General features: G+C 39.2%; 26 protein-coding genes. 15 read left to right on the top strand and 11 right to left on the bottom strand.

All coding sequences use genetic code 11. From position 1 onward, the window contains the following. The first annotated feature begins 52 nt into the window (after positions 1-52). Positions 53-895 (top strand): OmpA/MotB family protein, encoded by an 843-nt coding sequence (locus G509_RS0114545; RefSeq protein WP_026992205.1) that lies wholly within the window; start codon positions 53-55, stop codon positions 893-895. Positions 896-1,371: 476 nt separating this feature from the next. Here G509_RS0114545 and G509_RS0114555 read toward each other — a convergent pair whose 3' ends face one another. Continuing rightward, a complete protein-coding gene (locus tag G509_RS0114555; protein ID WP_026992207.1) occupies positions 1,372-1,863 on the bottom strand; it encodes a hypothetical protein in 492 nt (163 codons plus the stop codon). 140 nt (positions 1,864-2,003) lie between these two features. Continuing rightward, complete coding sequence (locus G509_RS0114560; RefSeq protein WP_026992208.1) at positions 2,004-2,492, bottom strand: DNA-deoxyinosine glycosylase; 489 nt, start codon at positions 2,490-2,492, stop codon at positions 2,004-2,006. 202 nt (positions 2,493-2,694) lie between these two features. Between G509_RS0114560 and G509_RS22195 the strand changes: the two genes are divergently transcribed. Further along, complete coding sequence (locus G509_RS22195) at positions 2,695-3,360, top strand: YciE/YciF ferroxidase family protein (protein WP_026992209.1); 666 nt, start codon at positions 2,695-2,697, stop codon at positions 3,358-3,360. 84 nt (positions 3,361-3,444) lie between these two features. Then, on the top strand, positions 3,445-4,101 hold the full coding sequence (locus G509_RS0114570) for a DUF6766 family protein (RefSeq protein ID WP_026992210.1): 657 nt from the start codon (positions 3,445-3,447) through the stop codon (positions 4,099-4,101). A 3-nt stretch (positions 4,102-4,104) separates the two neighbouring features. Here the strand turns inward: G509_RS0114570 and G509_RS0114575 are convergent, their stop codons facing one another. The 7 genes from G509_RS0114575 to G509_RS0114605 form a co-directional block, all read right to left on the bottom strand. Next, positions 4,105-5,139, bottom strand: a complete 1,035-nt coding sequence (locus G509_RS0114575) for an o-succinylbenzoate synthase (protein WP_026992211.1) — start codon at positions 5,137-5,139, stop codon at positions 4,105-4,107. 19 nt (positions 5,140-5,158) lie between these two features. After that, the gene (locus G509_RS0114580) at positions 5,159-5,512 is read right to left on the bottom strand and encodes a four helix bundle protein (protein WP_026992212.1); all 354 of its coding nucleotides are present in this window, start codon (positions 5,510-5,512) and stop codon (positions 5,159-5,161) included. 35 nt (positions 5,513-5,547) lie between these two features. Then, positions 5,548-6,222, bottom strand: a complete 675-nt coding sequence (locus tag G509_RS0114585; RefSeq protein ID WP_026992213.1) for a metal-dependent hydrolase — start codon at positions 6,220-6,222, stop codon at positions 5,548-5,550. 38 nt (positions 6,223-6,260) lie between these two features. After that, a complete protein-coding gene (gene menA, locus G509_RS0114590; protein WP_026992214.1) occupies positions 6,261-7,160 on the bottom strand; it encodes a 1,4-dihydroxy-2-naphthoate octaprenyltransferase in 900 nt (299 codons plus the stop codon). 64 nt (positions 7,161-7,224) lie between these two features. After that, positions 7,225-8,739, bottom strand: coding sequence for a PH domain-containing protein (locus G509_RS0114595; protein WP_026992215.1), 1,515 nt, complete (start codon positions 8,737-8,739; stop codon positions 7,225-7,227). Next, positions 8,723-9,250 (bottom strand): PH domain-containing protein, encoded by a 528-nt coding sequence (locus tag G509_RS0114600; RefSeq protein WP_026992216.1) that lies wholly within the window; start codon positions 9,248-9,250, stop codon positions 8,723-8,725. Before G509_RS0114600 ends, G509_RS0114595 begins: the two co-directional genes overlap by 17 nt. 69 nt (positions 9,251-9,319) lie before the next feature. Beyond that, positions 9,320-10,162, bottom strand: a complete 843-nt coding sequence (locus tag G509_RS0114605) for a 1,4-dihydroxy-2-naphthoyl-CoA synthase (protein ID WP_026992217.1) — start codon at positions 10,160-10,162, stop codon at positions 9,320-9,322. A 205-nt stretch (positions 10,163-10,367) separates the two neighbouring features. On the opposite strand from G509_RS0114605, the gene G509_RS0114610 reads away from it, so the two are divergent. From G509_RS0114610 to G509_RS0114620, 3 genes are all read left to right on the top strand, one after another. Continuing rightward, complete coding sequence (locus G509_RS0114610) at positions 10,368-11,564, top strand: serine hydrolase domain-containing protein (RefSeq protein WP_026992218.1); 1,197 nt, start codon at positions 10,368-10,370, stop codon at positions 11,562-11,564. 137 nt (positions 11,565-11,701) lie between these two features. Continuing rightward, positions 11,702-12,916: a sterol desaturase family protein gene (locus G509_RS0114615; protein WP_026992219.1), complete on the top strand. Its 1,215-nt coding sequence runs from the start codon at positions 11,702-11,704 to the stop codon at positions 12,914-12,916. 21 nt (positions 12,917-12,937) lie between these two features. After that, positions 12,938-13,240 (top strand): hypothetical protein, encoded by a 303-nt coding sequence (locus tag G509_RS0114620; RefSeq protein WP_026992220.1) that lies wholly within the window; start codon positions 12,938-12,940, stop codon positions 13,238-13,240. Between the two features lie 12 nt (positions 13,241-13,252). Here the strand turns inward: G509_RS0114620 and ygiD are convergent, their stop codons facing one another. After that, positions 13,253-14,083: a 4,5-DOPA-extradiol-dioxygenase gene (gene ygiD, locus G509_RS0114625; protein ID WP_026992221.1), complete on the bottom strand. Its 831-nt coding sequence runs from the start codon at positions 14,081-14,083 to the stop codon at positions 13,253-13,255. 331 nt (positions 14,084-14,414) lie between these two features. After that, positions 14,415-16,391: an alpha-ketoacid dehydrogenase subunit alpha/beta gene (locus tag G509_RS0114635; RefSeq protein ID WP_026992222.1), complete on the bottom strand. Its 1,977-nt coding sequence runs from the start codon at positions 16,389-16,391 to the stop codon at positions 14,415-14,417. Positions 16,392-16,532: 141 nt separating this feature from the next. Here G509_RS0114635 and G509_RS0114640 point away from each other — a divergent pair, with 141 nt between their 5' ends. The 9 genes from G509_RS0114640 to G509_RS0114680 all read left to right on the top strand — a co-directional run bounded on the left by G509_RS0114640 (position 16,533) and on the right by G509_RS0114680 (position 23,681). Continuing rightward, positions 16,533-18,125 carry an RNA-directed DNA polymerase gene (locus G509_RS0114640; protein WP_035738998.1) on the top strand — a complete coding sequence of 531 codons (1,593 nt, stop codon included), beginning with the start codon at positions 16,533-16,535 and terminating at the stop codon, positions 18,123-18,125. After that, on the top strand, positions 18,122-18,847 hold the full coding sequence (locus G509_RS0114645) for a hypothetical protein (protein WP_026992224.1): 726 nt from the start codon (positions 18,122-18,124) through the stop codon (positions 18,845-18,847). The genes G509_RS0114640 and G509_RS0114645 overlap by 4 nt, the downstream gene beginning before the upstream one ends. A gap of 69 nt (positions 18,848-18,916) precedes the next feature. Next, positions 18,917-19,258 (top strand): nuclear transport factor 2 family protein, encoded by a 342-nt coding sequence (locus G509_RS0114650; RefSeq protein ID WP_035739001.1) that lies wholly within the window; start codon positions 18,917-18,919, stop codon positions 19,256-19,258. 30 nt (positions 19,259-19,288) lie between these two features. Continuing rightward, positions 19,289-19,870 carry a PhnA domain-containing protein gene (locus G509_RS0114655; RefSeq protein ID WP_026992226.1) on the top strand — a complete coding sequence of 194 codons (582 nt, stop codon included), beginning with the start codon at positions 19,289-19,291 and terminating at the stop codon, positions 19,868-19,870. A 201-nt stretch (positions 19,871-20,071) separates the two neighbouring features. Then, positions 20,072-21,022, top strand: coding sequence for an isopenicillin N synthase family dioxygenase (locus G509_RS0114660; protein WP_026992227.1), 951 nt, complete (start codon positions 20,072-20,074; stop codon positions 21,020-21,022). A gap of 72 nt (positions 21,023-21,094) precedes the next feature. Then, positions 21,095-21,469: a GxxExxY protein gene (locus G509_RS0114665; RefSeq protein ID WP_026992228.1), complete on the top strand. Its 375-nt coding sequence runs from the start codon at positions 21,095-21,097 to the stop codon at positions 21,467-21,469. 55 nt (positions 21,470-21,524) lie between these two features. Further along, complete coding sequence (locus G509_RS0114670; protein ID WP_026992229.1) at positions 21,525-21,875, top strand: translation initiation factor; 351 nt, start codon at positions 21,525-21,527, stop codon at positions 21,873-21,875. Between the two features lie 11 nt (positions 21,876-21,886). Continuing rightward, the gene (locus tag G509_RS0114675) at positions 21,887-22,732 is read left to right on the top strand and encodes a substrate-binding domain-containing protein (protein ID WP_026992230.1); all 846 of its coding nucleotides are present in this window, start codon (positions 21,887-21,889) and stop codon (positions 22,730-22,732) included. 16 nt (positions 22,733-22,748) lie between these two features. After that, positions 22,749-23,681: a transglutaminase domain-containing protein gene (locus tag G509_RS0114680; protein WP_026992231.1), complete on the top strand. Its 933-nt coding sequence runs from the start codon at positions 22,749-22,751 to the stop codon at positions 23,679-23,681. Positions 23,682-23,745 lie beyond the last annotated feature (64 nt).

Below are 23,745 nucleotides of genomic sequence, written 5' to 3' on the forward strand. Positions count from 1 at the left end.
TAGTAATTTTGTGATTAATAGTAATTTTGTTAAAATTTTAAATCAGTAACTTATGAGAAGAAGCATTTTAATACTTTCGTTAGCGATGATAACGCTGACATCGACAACGTCGTGCGGGTCTAAGAAAAAGATAGCCGAGCTGGAAGCTAAAAACAAAGAGATTCAGGATCTTTTAAATTCTGCAACAATTAAGCTTAATACTTGCTTGGCAGAAAAAGATGGAATGGCCAACCGCATTGAAGATCTTAAGAAAAATAACTCTGACCTTATCAATACAAGAGATCAGATTACAACATTATCATCTAAAGGTGCAGCCAACTTAGAAAAATCGTTAGAAAGCCTTAAAGAAAAAGATCTTAAGATCAACAGGCTTCAGGATGCATTAACCCGTAAAGACTCTGTAACTATTGCACTTGTAAGCAGCATTAAGAGAGCTGTTGGCGTAAACGACCCGGATATCGAGGTTAACGTAGAAAAAGGTGTGGTTTACATATCTATTGCCGATAAACTTTTATTTAAAAGCGGTAGCTATGATGTGACTGACAGGGCTAAAGAAATTTTAGGTAAAGTTGCTAAGATCGTTCAGGATAAGCCAGACTTTGAATGCATGGTAGAAGGCCACACAGATAATGTGCCTATTAAAAATGCTGTACTTGTAGACAACTGGGATTTGAGCGTTAAACGTGCTACATCTATTGTAAGGATACTTCAAAAAGATTTTGGTATCGATCCTAAGCGTTTAGTAGCATCGGGCCGTGGCGAGTACATTCCGTTAGACAGCAATACTTCTCCTGAAGGTAGGGCTAAAAACAGAAGAACAAGAATTTTGGTACTTCCTAAAATCGATCAGTTTTACGACATGATTGAAAAAGAAATGAAAAACCAGACTAAGTAATTAGTTTAAACCATTATAAAAAAGGCTGTCAGTTTTACTGGCAGCCTTTTTGGCTTATTATATACAACTAACAATTTATAGCTTGGTCTTAAATTTATTGTGCACCCTAGTTATCACCGGTCGGTTAATAATAATGCCCGTAATACATATAAGCATTAAAAGTAACAGCAGTACAAAATAAAGAAATCCATCAAATGTTTCCAGGTCTGGAAACTGTGAAATAAGAAAATACAAAGTGGTAGTGAATGTTATCACAGATAAAATAAGGCTAAAAAATTTCATGATCCTTTTGTGTTTGCGTTGCAGGAAATTGATACTAAATAAAGAGATTTAAGCTCTCTCTGTTGCCTGTATTTTAATCGTAAATAAAATATGTTTTTATAAAGATAAAATATAAAGGGACTGACCCTTAGCGCTTTAATTTTTATAAAGGTAAGAAAAAAGTAATAATGTAATGTTAAGTAATTGAACTTAAATTATAAACGATTTTTGTAGACAGTAGTCATTGTAAAAATCTTATTGAAGTAATTATCAAGGCAGGTTAAATCGGCCTCAATCTTGCCATCTTTTTTAAGGAGGCCGTTTTCTATAAAGTACTTTTCAGCTCCTGTAGAAGTTTTTGCTTTTTTGGTATTTTTAGAAAATACAAGATTGCTAATAGTTACCCTGTATTTACCTTCGCTAAGCTCAATTTCAAAATTAAAGCTAAAACTAAAGCCGTCCTTCATAAAGTCTGATGTGCCCGGGCAGGTATTTTTAATATCGGTACCTGTTCCTTTATAAATAGTACCGTCAGACGATGTTATTTTAAGCCTTACATGCCTGGAAATAGTACTAGGTATATTTGCCTCGCTGCTAATAAATACGTTTTCCCAAATAAGCTTATCATTGCTTATCATAAAGCTGTTTACCTGGCACATGCCAGAAAGCGAAACAAACATCAGGATAAGCAAAATCAGTTTTTTCATTCGTTTTAGTAGTAAATTTTCATAGCGAAATAGCTTTCCAAAGATATATATTTTTTTAAGCTGCAAGCAACATTTTGCTTACAATTAAATGTCGTTTTCATTACAAAATTTGTCTTTTTAGCAATAATCAGTCAATCCCATTATTTTGTCGAAAATAATAGCTTTAGCTGCCATATCTCAAGTTTTTCTGCAAAAGATTTGGTAGCGTTAGCGCCACTTGGCGATGGTAATACATCATATTCTATAGTTTCCTTTCGGCCAACATATTTATCATAATAAGCAGCAGCATTTTTACTCGAAAATAATACCCTTTTTATATTAGGGTAACGTTTGTAAAATGCTTCAAAATTATTAGGCAATTCGTTTTTAATATTACTGTCAAGGCTACCTTCCCGTTCGCAATATTGCAGCACATCCCAAAGGGCTATATTATTATCTTTTAGCAATTGGATCTTTTCGCTATAATCATGGGTAATTTCTTTACCAAAAAGCGTAAACAACAAACGCCAAAACTGGTTACCCCTGTTACCATAATATTCCTGCAACACTAAAGATTTTTCTCCCGGCATGGTACCTAAAATTAATATTTCAGATGTGTTGCTAACTATAGGCTCAAAGGCTTTTATCATTAAGTTATAATTTAAATGTAGTATTCTGTAATTTCTTATACTTGTTTTAAGTATTCTATAACACAGCGAGTTAAAGTATTGTTACAGCTTTTTATTTTATGATTATATTAATATTGAGTGCTTTAGCCATTATCTAAATTTGATATGTAACAACCAGGAAACACATTCTGAAAAACTATTAATCAAAAATAAACTAAACATTATGGCAACCACCAAAACTACTGCTAAAAGTACAAAAAGTACTGCAGCTAAAAGAACTACAGCAGCAAAAACAACTTCTTCAAAATCGGTAACGGCTTCTAAAGCTTCAACTGCTAAAACAACCAATTCAAGAGGTGTTGTAAAAGCTAAATCTACCGCTGCCGAAGGATTAAAAGAACTGTTTATAGACAGCCTTAAAGACATTTACTGGGCAGAGAAAGCTTTGGTTAAAGCATTGCCTAAAATGGCTAAAAATGCCTCTACACCTAATCTTATTGATGGTTTAAACAACCACACCACCGAGACCGAGGAGCAAATTGCACGTTTAGAGCAGGTATTTACTATTATTGGTAAAAAAGCTGTTGCTAAAAAATGTGAAGCTATGGATGGCTTACTTAAAGAAGGCCAGGACATTATGGAAAGCACTGAGCCCGGAGCTGTGCGTGATGCCGGCATTATTGCTGCATCGCAAAAAATTGAACATTACGAAATTGCTACCTATGGTACACTTTGCGCTTTTGCAAAAACTTTAGGTATGGATGATGTTGCCGATATTCTTCACACAACGCTTGAAGAAGAAAAGCAAGCTGATATAACGTTAACAGAGGCCGCCTACAACACCATTAATTTTGATGCTGCTGATGCAGATGATAGTGAGATGGAGTAAAACAGCAGCATTGTTAGAAGATGGGGTTTATTTAAACCCCATTTTTTATGTAATAATGTTTTCTTTAACCCTACATACCTAACCATGAAAGAATTCATTAAAAACAATAGTTTATCTATAGTATTTTTAATTTTGTTTGCTGCAACCCTTGTTGCTCAGACGGTATTTGGCCATCAGGAATATAATAAAGAATTGGTTGAGAATGGCGGAACGGCTGTAAATGTTCAGCAGTACCTTACGTCTGGGCATTTTGTAGAGTCCACTTTTGAGAATTGGGAAAGCGAATTTCTGCAAATGGCTTTATTTGTAGTGCTTACCATTTTTTTGAAACAGAAAGGATCGTCTGAATCCAAAAAGTTTGATGGTACCGATGATGTAGATTGCAAACCCAACCCTAATAAGAAGGATGTACCGTGGCCTGTTAAAAAAGGCGGCTTTATTTTAAAACTGTATCAAAATTCGCTAACCATAGCCTTATTGCTATTGTTCGCAATATCTTTTATATTGCATTTTTATGGCAGCCTTGCCGACCAGAATGTAGAAAATAAACTTAAAGGTAAAGCTTTAGAAACCACGGCCAATTACATTGCCGATTCCCGCTTTTGGTTTGAGTCGTTCCAGAACTGGCAGAGTGAGTTCCTTTCGGTATTTGCTATAGTTGCCCTGTCTATATATTTAAGGCAGCAGGGATCTCCGCAATCTAAACCTGTAGATGCGCCACATTACGAAACGGGAGAATAATTGCTATAAGCTTACCTCCCACTCAATTTTAGGATTGTAACATAATTCTCCGTTTTTAACCTGGAGCGGGCTCTCGAAATTATTAGTGTATAAAGCACCGGTACCTAACCCTTGTGGCATTGGATTATTTTGTAAAAATGTCCATTGCGCAATGGCGTTAAGGCCAATATTACTTTCTAAAGCCGATGTTACCCACCAATCAATATCGTACTTTTCGGCAAGGGCAATCCATTCGGCACACCCCCTAAAACCTCCTACCAAACTTGGTTTTAAAATAATGTACTGAGGCTGGATTTTTTTAAGCAAAGTCTCTTTATCTGCTAACTCAAAAACACCTATAAGCTCTTCGTCCAAAGCAATAGGCAGCGGAGTAGTTTTACACAAGTCTGCCATGCTGTCAGTCTGATTTTTAAAGATAGGCTGTTCTATGCTATGTAGTTTAAATTCAGATAACTGATGTAGCTTATCTAAAGCTGTATCTAAACTAAAAGCACCATTGGCATCTACACGGATTTCTATTTGTTGCGGGCTAAAGTTGGCTCTTATAAAACGCAGCAATCCTAATTCTGTATCAAAATCTATGGCTCCAATTTTAAGTTTTATGCAATTAAAACCTTGCTGTAGCTTGTCTTCAATCTGCTCTTTCATGTAGGCTTCATCACCCATCCAAACGAGTCCGTTTATAGAGATGTTAGCTTCACCTTTTGTAAAGGCAGAAGGAAATAATTCATAAGGCGTATTGCCTTCCAACGACCTGAAAGCGGTTTCTAACCCAAACTGTATTGATGGGAATTCCATCAAATCCTCCCATAATTTTTGTTCACCTAAATGGATGTTTTCACACGTCCATTTAAGTTTCTCCTCGTAATCCGGACGGTCATCCGCGCTAAGCGATCGCAATATACCACACTCTCCTATTCCTGTTTTACCATCTTTTTCGAGGATGATAAACCAGGTTTCTTTCTCCGTCATCACACCACGCGATGTACCACTGGGGCGCTTGAAATTGAGAATGTATTTTTGGTAGGAAGCTTTCATATTAATTACGAATTTAAAATTACGAATTACGAAGGGTTTTCTGAATAGTGCCAATAATTCTCAGCAATTCTTCCGCATCAGCCAAAAGACTTGAGCTTTGTTCTGCGGTAAGATATTCAGTATCTTTTAAAATCCTAAGCCAATAATGTGTCTCTCTTGCTTCTTTATATGAAATTGAAAGTTTGGCAAAAAAGTCTTTTGGACTCTGTGCCCCTATAGCTTCTTCAACATTAGCTCCAATAGATGTTCCACACCGTAATAGCTGTTTAGATAAAACATACTCTTTATGCTCGCTTATTAAATATTTATAAGCATTTACAACACGTATAGCAAAAGCATAACTTTTTGCTTGGATAACATTATCGGCTTTCATTAGATCGTAATTCGTAATTCAAAATTCCTAATTATTTATAGCTCTATAGAAGACCCTATCTCTAAAAGCGTCAGGTTTTTACCTTTATCAGCAAATAATTTTTTAGTAGCCTCGTGGTCTATTTTAATATATCCAAAGGTGTCATAATGATAACCAAGCACATTATTACATTCCACAAAATCAGAGGCTATAACTGCATCTTCTGCATCCATAGTATAGTTATTACCAATTGGCAGGATTGCAAGGTCTAACTTAGTTCGAAGCGGAATAAGCTTCATATCATAAGTAAGGGCAGTATCTCCGGCAATGTAAATATTCTTATCAGCTTCAATAACAAAACCACCCTGGTTGCCACCATAACTACCGTCCGGGAACGAGCTTGAGTGTATCGCGTTAACGTATTTTACTTTACCAAAATCAAAATTCCAGCTGCCACCGTGGTTCATACCATGAGCCGTAAAGCCTTTACCGGCATAAAAACCTGCAATTTCTGCATTTGAAACTATAGTGGCACCGGTGTTTTTAGCAATAGCTTCAACATCTAAAATATGGTCGCCGTGGGCGTGCGTAATTAAAATGTAATCAGCTTTTAGGGTGTTGATATCTATGTGCTTAGCTAACTCGTTAGCCGTAATGTAAGGGTCTACAATAATGTGTTTGCCAGCAACCTCAATGCCAAGGCTTGCGTGGCCGTAAAAAGTAATCTTCATAATATAAATATTTAATGTATTCTAAGTTGTTTATTTAGCTACTGCATTGCAATACAAAGCAATACAGATAAAAAGAACGTACCCAATGCCACTTTTTTAAGTTCGGGGTCCAGTTCGCGGGGTATAGTGTTTTTGGCCACCGTTTTAAGGTGTATTATAAACGGAATAAATGCCGGCAGGAATAAGTACTGACCCGGCCCAAAATGGCTTAAAACAGCGAATGCAAGTATTAAAACAAGCGCAGTAACAATTACCGTATAGTGGTATATTTTAGCGCGTTTCGGTCCCATTTTTACTACAATCGTGTTTTTTCCGCTCATAGCATCACTAACCTGATCGCGCATGTTGTTAAGGTTTAATACCGCTACGCTTAGTAACCCTACCGATATTGCCGGTAGTATAATAAGTACGTCGATTTGTTTAGCGAATAAAAAGTAGCAACCCAAAACACTTACCAGTCCGAAAAAGATAAAAACAAATATATCACCTAAGCCCCTGTAACCGTAAGCCGAGCTACCCACAGTATATTTTATGGCTGCAGCAACGGCAGCCAATCCTAATAGAAAAAAGAATACTGAGTAACCAAAATTTTCTCTTCCAAAAGATACATAAATAAGCACAATGGCTGCTATCATGGTTAAAACAGATGTAATTATAATGCCCTTTTTCATGGCCTGTATTGTAATAGCACCGCTCTGTATAGCCCGTTGCGGACCAATTCTATGTTCGTTATCGGTGCCTTTAACACCGTCGCCATAGTCGTTGGCAAAGTTAGAAAGCACCTGTAAACCCAATGTGGTTACCAATGCAAAAGCCAGTATTAGCCAATTAGTATATCCTTGAGAAAATGCATAAAAACTACCTACCAGTATTCCTGATACTGATAATGGCAGTGTGCGTAAACGTGCGGCCTTAAACCACTCTTTTGTATTTGACATTTGTATATTCTAAATCTTAAATCTTTATTTATTGAATCTTAAATCTTAATTCTATAATTTCTACCTACATCCAATGCTTATCAGTAGTCTCTACCTGCCATAGCCAGTAATTAACCAGTTGGTTAAGCTTTGTGAAATTTGCTAATCCAAACGAAATGGTACCTCCTGCGGTATGCAATGTAACAATACCAACATCAGATCCTTTTTGCCAAAAAAACTGCTTAAGCGATATGGTCTGTATTTTGTGCGGCGCAATATAATCGTTATCAATATCCCAGGCACCGCTTTGTTTTATAATAAAATCATCGGTAACAAAAAGCCTGCTGTTTCTAAAGGCAAAATAAATCAGTATTGCCGCAAACACTCCGTAAATAGGCACGAACACTATATATTCCTTAATAAAAGGCGTAAACTTAAATGCGAACAGGAAAAATATACCTATGGGTATAATTAAAAACTTAAACGTTTCGAAAATTATTTTCCTGAAGTTGGGCTTTAGCATAACACCCCTTTCGGGGATTTTTTCTAACAGAAATTGTAGCAGCACATTCTTTTCGGTTTCGTTACAACCGGGAATTTCAATGGCCGATTTGCTTTGGTCCCTGTCATTTGCCTCCATGCCCGATGCCTGCCGGATCTTAAGGTCGTTAAGGTTAAATTTTTTCTGAAAATAATTGCGCCCAACTGTTACTACCTGTACTTTCTCTGGCCTTATTATGGTATTTTTAGTATTGAGAAGCCCATAGCTTAGCAACAAGCCATTTTGCTGTTTGGTGATCCTGAAGTTATAATACCTAACAATGGTGCGTACCAGATTAACTACAAGCGTTAAAAAGATAATAGCTGCTACTATAAAACTTATAAATTGCAGTAGTACATCGGCATTAATATAATTATCCAGCGGGTTATCATCATAGCCTGAAGCATTTATAAACTCTTCCAAATTCTGAAAGATGGTTATCATAAATGCTAATAATACTGCGAAACTCCTGATATAGTTAGAGGTAATACCTGTCTTAACAAGGCTTAAAAGACTGATTTGGATAAAAGGCCTGTTAGCTTGTTTTGCCTGCGAAGATTCGCCCGCAAACTCATTATCATCAGCAATAGCTTCCTGTGCCCCTTCCAATAGGCGCTCTTTGAGCGAAACCGCAAGGCTCTCTTTAATGGCGCGTATAGACACTTCTTTACCATTACTGCCTGCCGTATCAACCTCTAATGCGTGTACACCAATAAGGCGCTGTATAAACGACTGGTTAATGTTTACCTGCTGTATTTTATCTAACGGAATTGCAATGCGGCTCTTGTTCAGGATACCTTTACGCACCACAAATTCCTCATTTTTTTCATCTAAAAAAAAGGTAAAATTCAGGTATTTAAGATAGGCCACAATAGCAATCAGTAAAATTACACTTAGTACTACCAAGGCAATGTACAGTTTATTATATTGGTCTATCTTCCAGATCCATACAATTAAAAAAGGCCACAAAGCACGCGCCGTACCCTGAAAGGTATCGGCAAACATTACCACCACCCCAATAAGCGACTGGCGTTGCGGCTGGCTAAAATTGCTGTTCATCCTGCTGTGGGTTAATTTTGCCCATAAGCAAATACTTTATCTTTTCGGCCTGGTCTTTATCTATGCCCGGCACCTGTATATCGCTGTTGTTACCGCCGGCTGTAAAAACCTCTACAGCAGCAAGGCCGAGCTTGCGCGATAACAGCCCTTCGTGAACCGCCACGTGCTGCACCCGGTTATACGGAATTATAGTTGTGGTAGTTGCAATGGCACCACTACGATAAATTACATCGTGCGCTCTAAATGCAAAACCCCTGTTTTTAAAACTAATTACGCACATTAAAATAGTAAACAGCAAAACAACTATATACACAATAGTTATGGTTAACCAGTAAGGTTCCAGTTCTTTTATGTAATAAAAACCGGCACCTGACGCTATAGCAAGTAAGCCAAACACCAACCCTATGTTAAACATGATGATCTTAAAATAAGACGGATGCAGCGGCGTAAGCACCACATCTTCGTATTTAGGCAGTTGGGCGGTATCTATAGTTTCGTTTATGAACTCCATTTTTGTTGTGGGTTATGAGTTATGGGTTGCGGGTTGAACTCTAAACACAAAACCCGGAACGTTAAACTGTTACGGAATCCATTTAATATTCCTAAAGTCAGGTTTTCTTTTTTCCAGGAAAGCATCACGTCCCTCTTTGGCCTCTTCGGTCATATAGGTAAGGCGTGTAGCTTCTCCGGCAAAAATTTGCTGCCCAACCATACCATCGTCGGTAGCGTTAAAGGCAAATTTTAGCATCTTTATAGATGTTGGCGATTTACCAAGTATTTCCTGAGCCCACTCATAAGCAGTATCTTCTAATTCATCGTGAGGGATAACGGCGTTTACCATTCCCATTTCATACGCATCCTGCGCCGAGTAGTTTCTTCCTAAAAAGAAAATCTCGCGGGCACGTTTTTGACCAACCATTTTAGCAAGGTAGGCCGATCCATAACCACCATCAAAACTGGTAACATCGGCATCGGTTTGTTTAAATATGGCGTGTTCTTTACTGGCAAGGGTAAGGTCGCACACTACGTGTAGGCTATGCCCGCCGCCAACGGCCCAACCGGGTACCACAGCTATAACTACTTTAGGCATAAAGCGAATAAGACGTTGCACCTCTAAGATATTCAATCGGTGCATACCGTCGTCGCCCACATAACCTTGCTGGCCACGCGCCTTTTGGTCGCCACCACTGCAAAACGAGTAAATACCATCTTTAGATGATGGCCCTTCGGCCGAAAGTAACACTACCCCTATTGAGGTATCTTCGCGTGCATCTAAAAAGGCTTCAAAAAGTTCGGCTGTAGTTTTAGGCCTAAAAGCGTTTCTTACATCGGGCCTGTTAAAGGCTATACGTGCTACGCCATTGCATTTTTTATAGGTTATATCTGTAAATTCCTTTACGGTTTGCCATTGTATTTTATCCATATTGCTATAATAATTTACCGTAAAAATAGGCAATTTTGCTTTAGGCATAAAATAAAAAAAAAGCTTAAAATTAGAACCCGCTGCATTTCAAAATATTAAGTTTTACAAGAATAATAAATCTAAATTTTAACTGTTAACCTTACTAAAAAAACCTTTATAAAAAGTTTGGTTTGGTTATATTTGCGGTTTTACGTATTTCCAAAAAATGAGATTTCTACAATTTACTCCCTATATATTTATATTGCTTTTAGCTTCGTGCCAAAAAGATAAAAATACTGCCGAAACCACTGATACCGACCAAAATGCGAAGGATACAGTGCTGCATATTACCCCGCTTGACGTTAAGCTAAACAAGCTTACTGCCAACTGGAAAAATGCTAAGGCCAACAGTGTAAAGCAGTTTTATAACAAAACCTGGCCTAAAGACGATTTAAGCGGAGGCTTTCTTGTGGCTAAAAACGGACAGATATTATTTGAAACCTATGGCGGTTATGCCAACAGGAAAAATAAGACCGAGATTGATGCTAACACTCCTATTCACCTGGCATCTGTTAGTAAGGTGCTTACGGCTGCCGTTGTTTTAAAGCTCATCGACCTTGAAAAACTGGATATCGACGCTAAAGTAAACAGCATATTGCCGGAATTTCCGTACGAAGATATATCTATCAAAATGCTCTTAAACCACCGTAGTGGCCTGCCCAATTATGCTTATTTTGGGGATGACCGTGCAATATGGGACCGTAGTATGATGAAAAACCAGGACATACTGGATTTGCTGGCCTTGCATAAATTTGGGTTATACTTTAAACCTGATAAAAAGTTCGGCTACTGTAATACCAATTATGCCATCCTGGCCCTTGTAATTGAGAAGGTTACAAAGATGAATTACCGCGATGCCATGAAAAAGATAATCTTTGATCCGCTGGGCATGAAAAACACCTATGTGTTTGATTATTACAAGGATAAAGAAACAGCATCGCAGTCATACAAAGGCAATAATGTTCTTTACGACTATGATTTTCTGGATAATATCTATGGTGATAAGAACATCTACTCTACACCACGCGATATGCTTAAGTTTGACTTAGCTACTTATTCTAAAAAGTTCCTGAATCCTAAGCTCGTAAAGCAAGTGTTCCAAGGGTATAGCTACGAGCACAAAGGCGAACGTAACTATGGCCTTGGCATACGCATGCATGAGTGGAAAACCGGCGAAAAGCTGTTTTACCACAACGGCTGGTGGCATGGCAATACATCGTCTTACGTTACCTTAAAAGGCGATACCGTTGCCATGATAGCACTGTCTAACAAATTTTCGTACAAGCCTTACAAAATATGGAAACTCTCTACCCTATTTGGTAAATATCCTATTAAACAGGATAAGGAAGACGGCGCCGAATAATCTAATTTCTCCCTTTATTTATTGGATTTTCAGCCCGTTAAGTTTATTAACCGGGCATAGTTATTAATTTTATGACTTTTTAGTCTACTAATTTAGTAGAGTATTGTTATTTTTGTTGCGGAGCAAACACTACCGTAATGGAAAAACACAACTATCTGGCCTTTGCTATGCCTGCATTTTTTCTCTTTGTTTTCTTGGAATACAAGGCTGCGCAACGCAAAAAAAAGCCCGAACTATTTAAATATGAGAGTTCTATATCTAACGTAAGTATTGGTATAGCAGAACGTTTACTAAACCTTTTTGTTGCCGCCAGCTTTTATCAGCTGTATTATTTTGTTTACGATAACTACAAAATTTTCGACATCCCTGCCAACTGGATCATCTGGATTGGGCTTATCCTGGCAACCGATTTTGTCTGGTACTGGTACCATAGGCTTGGCCACGAGGTAAATGTCTTTTGGGCGGCACACATTGTGCACCACCATAGCGAAGAATTTAACTTTACGGCTGCCGCAAGAATAACTACTATTCAGGCAGTTATACGCACGGCATTTTGGTGCCTGCTGCCGTTGTTTGGATTTCATCCTACAATGGTTATAACCATGCTGTTGGTGCATGGAGCCTACTCTTTTTTTACGCATACGCAAATTGTTGGCCGCATAGAATGGTTGGAATATGTATTTATAACTCCCTCATTACATGGGGTTCATCATGCATCCGACGAAAAATACCTTGACAAGAACTACGGCGATATGTTTGTGTTTTGGGATAAAATGTTCGGCACTTTTCAGGTTGAGGAAGAAAAACCAAAGTATGGCCTTACCCACCCTTTAAAGAGTTACAGCTTTTTGTGGCAGCACTTTCATTACTATTTTGAAATTTACGAGAGCTACAGGCGCGCTAACGGCCTCAAAAACAAATGGAAAGCAGTATTTGGCAGCCCCGCCGATATGGATCAGGACATCAGGCCCGAACTGGAAAAGAAGTTCCTGCAAGACCGCAGCCTTAAACTTAACGAACTGAAATTCAAAGGATACCTTGCGTTTCAAATAGCATTATGTACATTAATGCTCATGTGGTTTACCTACTTTATTGCGTATCAGGATATTGCAGATAAACTCTTTACAGCCACTTTTATACTAATTACTCTAATTAACTGCGGTGCCTTGTTAGAACAGCGCAAATGGATTTATTACCTCGAATACGGCCGCTTATTGCTATTGTCTGCCTATTTGCTTTACAATCAAGGGTATGTGGAGTACCTTTTTATCCCAATTGCGGTAATGATTTTTGCCGAAAAAGCCTTTTCGTTAGGCAAATGGTACCGCGATTACATTTTACAAACCAAATAAACAACTATAAATAAGCAAGTTATGAGTACTACCGAACTAAAATTTGAGATCATTAAAAAGATCATGGAAACCGACGAAGAAGGCCTTAACAATAAGATTCAGAATATATTAAGCCAGTATTATCCTGAGAAAGAACCAGAAACAAAGGAACCTGAACCTTACAATTCAAACCAAATTATAGCTTATAAAGCAGACGGACAAGCACTTACCATCAAAGACCTTAAGACCGAGATATTAGAAATTATAGATGATACCTGCAAAGGCTCTGCTCCGGCAACACATTGCAAGGTTAAAACCCGTTTGAAAGGGATATTATGGCTGTAAATCAGTGCTTTATTATCCTATTTTAACCGATGTCATATTCAAAGATCCGCCTACCAGCTTATCGTTAAAAAAACCAATACCATCTGTATCATCCTGTAAACCAAGCGTGTAAAGTAGCGGATAGTAATGATCCGGTGTTGGTATGGCCAGCGTTGCCGCCTTGTTCAGCTTTTCGTAGTTAATAAGGTCGGCGTGATTGCCATCATTAATCTTTTGTTTAAAGATACTGTTCATCTCCACAGCCCAGTCAAACCCGTAGTTTGGATCGTTAAGTCGCTGCCAGTCAACCATTCGCAGGTTGTGTACCATGTTGCCACTGCCAATTATCAGCACGCCTTTTTTACGTAATGCTGCCAACTGTTTCGCCAGGTCGTAATGGTACTGCGGTGGCTTGCCATAATCTATACTTAGCTGAAGAACAGGTATATCCGCATCCGGATACATGTGCCTAACCACCGTCCAGGTGCCATGATCAAGGCCCCAATCGTGGTCTAAACCCACATGGGTAGTGGTTATTAGCTTCGAAGCCGCCTCAGCCAGCTCAGGGTCGCCTTTTGCAGGGTATTGTACATCAAATAATGCCTGCGGAAAGCCCCCAAAATCGTGTATTGTCTTAGGTTCTTCCATAGCTGTAATGTGCGTTCCGCGTGTTAACCAGTGTGCTGAAATTACTATAACTGCCTTAGGGCGTGCTATTTGCTTACCCATTGCAGCCCACGTTTGAGAAAATTCATTATCCTCGATACCATTCATGGGCGACCCATGCCCTATAAAAAGCACAGGCAGTTTTTCATCCGTTTCACCCAATCCGTCGGTCCAGTTTTTAAAGCTATGTAAAGACATACTATCCTAATATTTGTATATACAAATGTATGAAATTTCCCCTTCAGAAGGCAAAAAACAGCTTAATATTTCACTTTTGGATTTTGAGTCGCCTATTTTACCGGCTTTTTAAGGCAAATTATTACCGATTAAACTTACGAATACCTTGATATTTCACTTTTGGACTTTGAGATAACCAAAAAAATTTTGCGTTTGGAGTTTTGGGTTGAAACTTTACTAAAATTGTTCATTTTTCAAAATATTTTCACGTCATTCTTACCCTTCCCAAAAAACAAAAAAAGCGGACTAAAAAGTCCGCCTATATTTTAATCTGTCAACTGTCAACTAAAAACTAATAAGCTAAAAGCTCCTTCAGCGCATTTTCAAACCGCCCTTTGGCAAGGTACTGGTCTTCGAGTGCCTTGGTAAACGGAATTGCACTTTCAAGGCTGCCAACGCGCTTAACCGGAGCATCGAGGTACTCAAAGCACTCCTCCATTATCATCGCGGCAACATCGCTGGCAATACCTCCAAACAAGGTATCCTCCTGTAAAATGATAGCCTTACCCGTTTTACATACCGATGCGTAAATTGCTTCGGTATCAAGCGGCTGTAGCGTGCGCAGGTCCAGCAGGTCGGCTTTAATGTCAGGGTTGTTAGCAAGCGTTTCCAGCGCCCAGTGCACACCGGCACCAAAGGTAATAATGGTAACATCGTTACCCTCTTTAAGTACAGATGCCTTACCAAACGGCAACGTATAATAATCTTTAGGTACATTCTGGTAAATACTTCGGTACAAGGCCTTATGCTCAAAAAACATAACCGGGTTAGGGTCGTTTATAGCAGTAGCCATCAGGCCCTTGGCATCATACGGAAACGCCGGGTACACCACCTTAAGCCCGGGGGTCTTGGTAAACCACGCCTCGTTGGTCTGGCTGTGGAAAGGCCCTGCCTGCACCCCTGCCCCGCAAGGCATGCGCACCACTACATCGGCGTTTTCCTGCCAGCGGTAATGCACTTTGGCCAGGTAGTTTACAATCGGGTTAAAGCCCGTTGACACAAAATCGGCAAACTGCATTTCGATAACCGACTTATATCCGTTGATAGACAGCCCCATACCGGCCGACACAATGGCCGATTCGCATATTGGGGTGTTCCTAACCCTGTCGCGGCCAAACTCGGCCACAAAGCCATCGGTAATTTTAAAGGCACCGCCATATTCGGCAATATCCTGACCCATAATAACAAGGTTGTCATGGCGCTGCATCGACTGTTTTAGCCCCTGCGAAATCGCATCGATCATCCTTACATTATCAGTATCGCTATTCGGTTTAACTTCCTCAAATGCATAAGGTTTGTAAACATCATTTAATTCTTCGCTTAAAATGGCTTCAATAGCCGGTTCGGCACTGGCCTGCTGGTAATGCTCGTCTATTTCGCGCTTTAATTCGGCGCGAAGCTCGGCATCATATTCTTCCGTCAGTACCCCCTCCTGCTTTAAAAAACTGCGGTAATTATCTACCGGGTCTTTAACCGCCCAAAGGTCCATCAGCTCCTGCGGAACGTATTTTGTACCGCTCGCCTCCTCATGCCCGCGCATCCTAAAGGTTTTAAACTCCAGCAGCACCGGCCTCGGGTTCTCGCGCATGCTGGCCACAATATCGGTCAGCCTGGTGTACACCTCCAAAATATTGTTACCGTCTATAATATGCGCCTCCATACCGTAGCCAATGCCCTTATCGGCAATGTTTTCGCAGCGGTATTGCTCGTTGGTGGGGGTGCTTAGCCCGTAGCCGTTATTTTCTACAATAAACAGCACCGGCAGCTCCCAAACGGCGGCAATGTTAAGCGCCTCATGAAAATCGCCCTCGCTCGTAGCACCCTCGCCCGTAAAAACGGCGGTAACCTTGCCCTCGTGGCGCAGTTTATTGGCCAGGGCAATACCATCGGCCACGCCCAATTGCGGACCCAGGTGCGATATCATGCCTATAATTTTAAACTCCTGTGTACCAAAATGAAACGACCTGTCCCGCCCCTTGGTAAAGCCATTGGCCTTGCCCTGCCATTGGCTAAACAGGCGGTACAGCGGTATATTGCGCCCTGTAAACACCCCAAGGTTGCGGTGCATGGGCAAAATATATTCGTCGGGCTGCAGCACCGCCGTTACCCCTACAGATATGGCCTCCTGCCCAATGCCGCTAAACCATTTAGAAACTTTACCCTGCCGAATTAAGATGAGCATCTTCTCCTCAATAAGCCTTGGTTTTAATAATTTCTTATATAAATCGAGTAATTCCTGATTGGTTAATTGTTTTCTTTCGAAATCCATGGCTATTTTTAAATAATCTTTAGTTATTCAAAAGTAATAAAATAACATAATGTTGGTGTAGTGTTATAAAAATTTATTTTTCCTCTTTTTGTAAGGCATTTTTTATTTATTTGTATATTACATTAATTTAATATAGGTACAATGAGAGAAAATTTTAAAAAGGCTCTAAAAAATATAATATCACATGGCGACACCGATGTGTTTCCATTTCCTTTTGAAAGACATTTATTTGAAGATAGTCTGGAAGAAACACTTGATATTCTAGAAAATATTCATAAAAATTTTGATGATCATATTAATATTTCTCCTCCTCAAACGATTGTAAAGGCGAGCCAAGTTGGATATTATGGCTTTAGGCGTGTTACATTAATCGAACCTTTTTGGAACGCTTACTTCTTAGGCTTAGTTATTTCCATCGCGAAAAAAATTGAAGAAGTTAGATTACCTATTAAGGATGAAAAGATATTTTCTTATAGATTTTGTTGGGACAAGGCGAAAAATACTTTGTTTCAAGATACTACTTGGCTAGATTACAAGAGAAAATGTGTTGAACTTTCGAAAGATTATCCATATGTTTTACAAACCGATATTTCAAATTTTTATCCTCGGATAAATCATCATAAACTTGAGAATGAACTTGATAGATTAAATAGTTCAAATACAACCATTAAAATACTCAACTTGCTTAGTCTTTTTTCAGGAACAATTTCTTATGGATTACCTGTTGGAGGACCAGCTGCCAGAATTTTAGCAGAATTGTCATTAAATCATGCTGATAAACATTTAAAGGTAAAAGGAATAATGTTTTGTCGTTATGCAGATGACTATACGATATTCTGTAAATCCGAATCGGAAGGATACAAAACACTAATACTTTTATCAGAAAAATTAGCTAATGATCAACTCAGTCTACAGAAGGGGAAAACTAAAATATTATCATCAACGGAGTTTAGAGATATACATCAATTTTTAGATCCTCAAGAGATTAATTCTCCAGATATTGATGATGAGCAAAAATTATTGAATATTTCAATTAGATTTGATCCCTATTCACCTACTGCAGTGGAAGACTATGAACAGCTAAAACAAGCCGTTCAAGAAATTGACATTATTGGAATATTATCGAGAGAGGTTAATAAAACATCTATCGATCAAACTGTTACTAAACAAGCTATTAACGCAATCAAAGTGTTATCTGTTGAAGATCAGATATCAGCCATAAAAATCTTGTTAGATCATAATAATCTAACCACTTTATCCCCTGTATTTACTACGATATTAAGATTGGTTCGAAGTATTTACGAAGATTTACATAATTCTGTACAAGTTTTAATTGATTCCTCTTTACTGGAACTATTTTCTAAAGATAATTATCTGATAAAAATAGAATTGAATCTGAATTTCATAATACAAATATTGTCAATTAAATATACAGATGAAAAAGAATCCTTACTAACCCATCTCTACGATACAGAACCCAATCACTTATTAAGGAGGCAAATAATAATTACAATGGCTCACTGGAACTGTCATTACTGGCTTGTTGATGTGAAAAATAATTTTCAAACACTGTCAATGTGGGAGCGACGAGCATTTATTTATGCATCTTATTTTTTAGGAGATGAAGGGAAGCACTGGCGTGAGCATTATATAAAATTATTTTCTCCAGAAGAAAAATTAATAAAAGATTGGTGTTCAAAACGATTTTTAACAAATAAAAAAATTCTTGTATGATAAATGAGCGTGATCTAGCAGAGAAATTTTCTGCTATTTGGAAAGAAAATTTGCCGCTTTTGACTCCAAGTTATATTAGATTTTTTAATGAAATTAACACCATGAAAGTTAATGAGGCAATTTATGAAGGTGATAATGAAATTCGTTACGACATGGTATCACAATTAGCATTTAACTGCGCCAACTTAATACATGATAAGAAGTTATCTTTTGAAGAAGTTTTTAAAGAAGAAAAGTTATCCATTTATATTTTAAAAACTGCTAAAGAAATATGGAATAACAAATTTGATGAGAGTCATCTTAAACTATCTAAGGACGAATATTTTGACACAAAAAAAGTTTGTAAAAATATATTAGATTTTATTAAGACTATTAATGGAAAAGAATCTTTATTCAAGCCTCAATTTAAAGGTTATGGATTAATTCCAGATTTAGAAGGTGATTTATATATTGATGATACGTTAATTGAAATAAAGACTGTCAAAAGAAACTTTCGTTCTTCAGATTTAAAACAGCTATTTATATATTTAGCACTGCAACAAATGACAGGAGATATTAAATGGAAAAATGCTGGTTTATATAACCCAAGAAAAGGACTATATCACAAATTTAATGTGCGTAATATTATTTATGATATATCTGGTGGAAAGTCAACAACGGAAGTTTTTAAAAATATTTTAGATAGTTTCACGAGAGATGTAAATTTTGATAGTAGGTTTTAGATTATTGTAATCCTTCACAAAATATAATCTTTCTCCTACTTTAACCTAGCTCTACAAACAACCCAAACCATGCCAGACACACTCATAACCACCGCATACAATGCTTTTAACGCCCGAGATATCGATGCTGCCCTTGCCACCATGACGCCCACGGTGCGCTGGCCAAAAGCCTGGGAAGGCGACTATGTAACGGGCTACGAGCAAATTCGCGACTACTGGACACGCCAGTGGGCAGAAATTAACCCTCATGTAGCCCCCGTAAATAGTACCCCACTACCCGATGGCCGTATAGAGGTTACGGTGCACCAGCTGGTAAAAGATTTAAGCGGCGCCATAGTTTTTGATGGTACCGTTAAACATATTTTTACCCTTGCAGATAACCGCATTGCCGCTATGGAAATAGCGCAGTAAAACCCTATATTTGCGCCCAAAACCAATACAATGAAATTAGAAGAGCTGTTAAGCCAACGAAGCGGTAACCTTTGCGAATTAAGCGGTGCTACAGATAACCTTGTACAGTATGAGGTGCCACCGGCCGTTAACCGCGGTGCGGATGGCTATATACTGATTACCGAAAAGTGCCTTAACCAGATTGAGAAAAAGGAAGAGCCGGATATGGCTTTTTGGGAAGGCATACTACCTTCGGCCATGTGGAGCGAAGTACCTGCGGTTCAGGTAGTGGCGTGGCGCATGCTTAACCGTTATAGGAACGAGAGCTGGGCTGCCGATGCCATAGACATGATGTACCTTGACGACGAGCTGTTAGAATGGGCCAAAGCTACCGGAGACCATACGGGCGATGCGGGTGTGGAGTTTCATAAAGACAGTAACGGCAACATCCTGGCCACCGGCGATAGCGTTACCCTTATTAAAGACCTTGATGTTAAGGGTTCTACCCTAAACGCCAAAGTTGGTACTGCTGTGCGCAACATAAGGCTGGTTCACGACAATATCGAGCAAATTGAAGGCAAAATAGATGGGCAAACTATTGTTATCCTTACCAAATACGTAAAAAAACAGTAAGTTACCCAATACCATTTATATACAAAATTCCGTGCCGTTGGTGCGGAATTTTGTATTTTAAGGGGGTTGGCTGTGTTTAAGTTTATTTCGACATATCTTCATAGTAAACGGTTAAAAATAGAAACAAAAACTGGAAATATTTCTACATTTGTAACAAGCCCGTTTTGTGGCCGTATACTTATTTAAAAAAGCACTTTTTTTATGCAAAACATTCCCAGTGTGGATTTGCGTGATTTCCTTTCGGACAACCCGGAACGCAAGCAAAAATTTGTAAATGAAATCGGTAAAGCCTATGAAGACATAGGTTTCGTAGCATTAAAAGGGCATTTTCTGGACGATGCACTGGTAGACAATTTATATGCCCAGGTTAAAAACTTTTTTAGCCTTCCGGTAGATGTTAAAGAGCAGTACGAAATTCCCGGTATTGGCGGCCAGCGTGGCTATGTTGCCTTTGGCAAAGAACACGCCAAAGGCCGTAAAGAAGGCGATTTAAAAGAGTTCTGGCACTTTGGCCAGTACCTTGCAGATGGTTCGGCTTACGCCACCAAATACCCACCTAACGTAGATGTTAAGGAGCTTCCTGAATTTAACCAAACCGGCGAGCAGGCTTACAAAATGCTGGAAAAAACCGGCGTTTATGTGTTGCGTGCCCTGGCCTTGTATTTAGGTTTGGACGAGTTTTATTTCGACAAATACGTTGGTGAGGGCAACAGCATATTGCGCCCCATCCATTACCCGCCAATAACATCAGAGCCTGCAACTGCCGTTCGCGCAGCTGCACATGGGGACATTAACCTTATAACCCTGCTTATGGGCGCCCAGGGCCGTGGCCTGCAGGTGCAAAACCATAATGGCGAATGGATAGACGCCATAGCCGAACCCGACGAGTTAGTTATAAACGTAGGCGATATGCTTTCGCGACACACCAATAACAGGCTTAAGAGTACTATTCACCAGGTGGCTAACCCCCCACGGGAGTTGTGGGGCACGTCGCGTTACTCGATACCCTTCTTTATGCACCCCGTTAGCGAAATGAAGCTTAACTGCCTTGATAATTGCGTTGATGACGCTAACCCTAAATTATATGATGATACCACCGCCGGTGCGTTTTTATATGAAAGGCTGGTGGAGTTGGGATTGATAAAAGCTTAGCGTTGCGTGTATTTTAGAACGCGGATAACGCGGATTGAGCGGATTTTCGCAGATAAATTTATAAATAGATTTATGCTTCACAAGGAATTAACGGGCGAAATATTAAAAGCATTTTATGATGTTTATAATGAATTAGGGTATGGCTTTTTAGAACGGGTATATCAAAATGCATTATTTTTTGAGTTAAAGACAAGGGGATTTACTGTTGAAGCTCAAAAAAGAATTGTTGTTTATTATAAAGATATACCTGTTGGAGATTACATAGCAGACATTATTGTTAATGATACGGTTATTTTAGAATTAAAAGCATGTGAGCGCTTAGTTGAAGAATTTGAAGCTCAATTAATTAATTATTTAAGAAGTACACATTGTGAAGTGGGACTTCTACTTAATTTTGGCAAAAAGCCAGAGTTTATAAGAAAAGTTTTTGAAAACATAAATAAATAAAATTCGCGTGAATCCGCCTAATCCGCGTCATCCGCGTTCCATTAGCATCACAAAAATGGCAAAGAAATTAACCAGTTTAGACGATCTTGGCGGATTTGTATTTTCCACCAATAAAGATTTTGAATTTGAAAATAACGATGAGCAGCAACAAACACTGCCTAACAACCAACAAAAGCTGGAGGCCCATCTGGATAAAAAAAACCGTGGTGGGAAGGTGGCTACCATTATAAAAGGCTTTGAGGGTACCGATGATGATTTTAAGGCACTGGCTAAAAAACTAAAAACACTTTGCGGTGTGGGCGGTTCGGCTAAAGATGGCGAGATTATCATTCAGGGCGACTTCAGGACTAAAATAATGGATTTTTTAGCTAAAGACGGCTACAGAGTAAAACGCGTTGGCGGATAAAGATTTAGATTATGAAAACTATAAAAATAGCAGGCGTACCCGAGCATTTTAACCTGCCGTGGCACCTGTGCATAGAAAATGGCGAGTTCGAAAATGCCGGAGTTAACGTAGAATGGACTGATGTGCCCGAAGGTACCGGCAAATTATGCCAGATGCTTCGCGATGGCGAGACTGATGTTGCCGTGATTTTAACCGAAGGTATTGTTAAAGATATTGCTGCCGGCAACCCGAGCAAAATAGTTCAGATATACGTGCAGTCGCCTTTAATCTGGGGCATCCACGTTGGTGCTGCTTCCGGTTTTAAAACGTTGGCCGACCTTAAAAATGGTAAAGTGGCTATTAGCCGCTATGGGTCGGGGTCGCACTTAATGGCGTTTGTAAATGCGCAAAATGAGGGCTGGGACCCGTCGCAACTGCAGTTCGAGATCATAAATACCCTCGATGGCGCTGTTGAAGCCCTAACCGATGGTACTGCCGATTATTTTATGTGGGAACGTTTTATGACCAAACCCATTGTAGATAAAGGTATTTTTAGGCGCGTGGCAGACTGCCCTACCCCCTGGCCAAGTTTTGTTATTGCGGTACGAAATGAGGTGTTAGAAAACAATACCGATGCTATTGGAACGGTTTTGGATATTATAAACCAAACCACGGCCGATTTTAAGGAGATACCCAGTATAGACAGGACATTAGCCGAACGTTACGGACAAAAAACCGGGGATATTGCCGAATGGTTACAATTAACCCAATGGTCTCAAAAGAAACTGGATAAAAATACGTTTGAAAAGATAGAAAATCAGCTGCTTGAGCTAAACATCATCAACAACAAAACTGCTTTCGAAAACGTAGTGGGCTAACTGCCTGCTTACTGTAATGATAAAACCGGATATTCCCAAAATAAAAGCCTTCATAAAAAAGCTTCAGGTAAAGAAGCCGTGGGATTCCATTATCATTTTTGTGCTCAATGTGCTTATTGCCATCCCGCTTTTTATCATTATTCACCAGAATATTGTCGACCCAGAGTGGCCGCTGCATATAGACCGTATCCTTATTTTCATAACAATGGTAACGGCTATCCAGCTTATATTAAGGCTGCTTAAGCACTTTCTTATCTTTTGCATTGCGGTCTATCTAATAGTACTGTTGTATGGGTCGGTTTTTGGCAATTACGGGTTTAATGCTGTTTACGAAGAGTATGAGGCTATGGTGTATACTATGGCATACGACCCTAACCCGCAGGATCTTATCATCTCTAAGCTATTGCCGTTTCCTAATAAGTCGAAGATTATCGATGCGGTAGATTATAACAATCCGCAGGTGCGTAATTATGCTGTGGGCGCTGCCACCAAATATTTTAAAGATGTTAAGGGCTACCACGAGCACAGGCTCATGATACAGTGCTTCTCGGTATTTAAAGATATCCGTAACCAGTGGAATTACGTAAACGACCCGCGTAATGCCGAGTACATAGCATCGGCAAGCGAAACAATACTGCATTTCTCCGGCGATTGCGATGACCATGCAATACTAATGGCAGCCTGCATACGGGCAGTTGGCGGCACACCGCGTGTTATACATACCGGTGGGCACCTGTACCCCGAAATGCTGGTGGGTACCAAAGCCGACTTAGAGATTGCTAACTACCTTATTAAAGAGCAGCTTTTTATAGAAGAAAGCCGCGGTAAAGAAGTGCATTACCACGTAGACGAATACGGCCAGGTATGGCTAAACCTTGACTACACCGCACGTTTTCCGGGCGGCCCTTTTATGAGCGAAGAGATACTTGGGGCATTGACGTTTAATTAATATTATAATCGTAAAGTCATAAAGTCGAAAGTCATAAAGTCAAATGTCCTTTATGGATATTAAC

Source organism: Flavobacterium subsaxonicum WB 4.1-42 = DSM 21790, from assembly GCF_000422725.1.
Taxonomy (GTDB): Bacteria; Bacteroidota; Bacteroidia; order Flavobacteriales; family Flavobacteriaceae; genus Flavobacterium; species Flavobacterium subsaxonicum.

Coding starts and splice junctions, on each gene's coding strand:
- G509_RS0114645 (WP_026992224.1), top strand. CDS start 18,122: ATGATAAATGAGCGTGATCTAGCAGAGAAATTTTCTGCTATTTGGAAA.
- G509_RS0114675 (WP_026992230.1), top strand. CDS start 21,887: ATGAAAACTATAAAAATAGCAGGCGTACCCGAGCATTTTAACCTGCCG.
- G509_RS0114595 (WP_026992215.1), bottom strand. CDS start 8,739: ATGAACAGCAATTTTAGCCAGCCGCAACGCCAGTCGCTTATTGGGGTG.
- G509_RS0114585 (WP_026992213.1), bottom strand. CDS start 6,222: ATGAAGATTACTTTTTACGGCCACGCAAGCCTTGGCATTGAGGTTGCT.
- G509_RS0114610 (WP_026992218.1), top strand. CDS start 10,368: ATGAGATTTCTACAATTTACTCCCTATATATTTATATTGCTTTTAGCT.
- G509_RS0114605 (WP_026992217.1), bottom strand. CDS start 10,162: ATGGATAAAATACAATGGCAAACCGTAAAGGAATTTACAGATATAACC.
- G509_RS0114560 (WP_026992208.1), bottom strand. CDS start 2,492: ATGATAAAAGCCTTTGAGCCTATAGTTAGCAACACATCTGAAATATTA.
- G509_RS0114640 (WP_035738998.1), top strand. CDS start 16,533: ATGAGAGAAAATTTTAAAAAGGCTCTAAAAAATATAATATCACATGGC.
- G509_RS0114570 (WP_026992210.1), top strand. CDS start 3,445: ATGAAAGAATTCATTAAAAACAATAGTTTATCTATAGTATTTTTAATT.
- G509_RS0114650 (WP_035739001.1), top strand. CDS start 18,917: ATGCCAGACACACTCATAACCACCGCATACAATGCTTTTAACGCCCGA.
- G509_RS0114665 (WP_026992228.1), top strand. CDS start 21,095: ATGCTTCACAAGGAATTAACGGGCGAAATATTAAAAGCATTTTATGAT.
- G509_RS0114660 (WP_026992227.1), top strand. CDS start 20,072: ATGCAAAACATTCCCAGTGTGGATTTGCGTGATTTCCTTTCGGACAAC.
- G509_RS22195 (WP_026992209.1), top strand. CDS start 2,695: ATGGCAACCACCAAAACTACTGCTAAAAGTACAAAAAGTACTGCAGCT.
- G509_RS0114600 (WP_026992216.1), bottom strand. CDS start 9,250: ATGGAGTTCATAAACGAAACTATAGATACCGCCCAACTGCCTAAATAC.
- G509_RS0114635 (WP_026992222.1), bottom strand. CDS start 16,391: ATGGATTTCGAAAGAAAACAATTAACCAATCAGGAATTACTCGATTTA.
- G509_RS0114620 (WP_026992220.1), top strand. CDS start 12,938: ATGAGTACTACCGAACTAAAATTTGAGATCATTAAAAAGATCATGGAA.
- menA (WP_026992214.1), bottom strand. CDS start 7,160: ATGTCAAATACAAAAGAGTGGTTTAAGGCCGCACGTTTACGCACACTG.
- G509_RS0114655 (WP_026992226.1), top strand. CDS start 19,289: ATGAAATTAGAAGAGCTGTTAAGCCAACGAAGCGGTAACCTTTGCGAA.
- G509_RS0114670 (WP_026992229.1), top strand. CDS start 21,525: ATGGCAAAGAAATTAACCAGTTTAGACGATCTTGGCGGATTTGTATTT.
- G509_RS0114575 (WP_026992211.1), bottom strand. CDS start 5,139: ATGAAAGCTTCCTACCAAAAATACATTCTCAATTTCAAGCGCCCCAGT.
- G509_RS0114615 (WP_026992219.1), top strand. CDS start 11,702: ATGGAAAAACACAACTATCTGGCCTTTGCTATGCCTGCATTTTTTCTC.
- G509_RS0114545 (WP_026992205.1), top strand. CDS start 53: ATGAGAAGAAGCATTTTAATACTTTCGTTAGCGATGATAACGCTGACA.
- G509_RS0114555 (WP_026992207.1), bottom strand. CDS start 1,863: ATGAAAAAACTGATTTTGCTTATCCTGATGTTTGTTTCGCTTTCTGGC.
- G509_RS0114580 (WP_026992212.1), bottom strand. CDS start 5,512: ATGAAAGCCGATAATGTTATCCAAGCAAAAAGTTATGCTTTTGCTATA.
- G509_RS0114680 (WP_026992231.1), top strand. CDS start 22,749: ATGATAAAACCGGATATTCCCAAAATAAAAGCCTTCATAAAAAAGCTT.
- ygiD (WP_026992221.1), bottom strand. CDS start 14,083: ATGTCTTTACATAGCTTTAAAAACTGGACCGACGGATTGGGTGAAACG.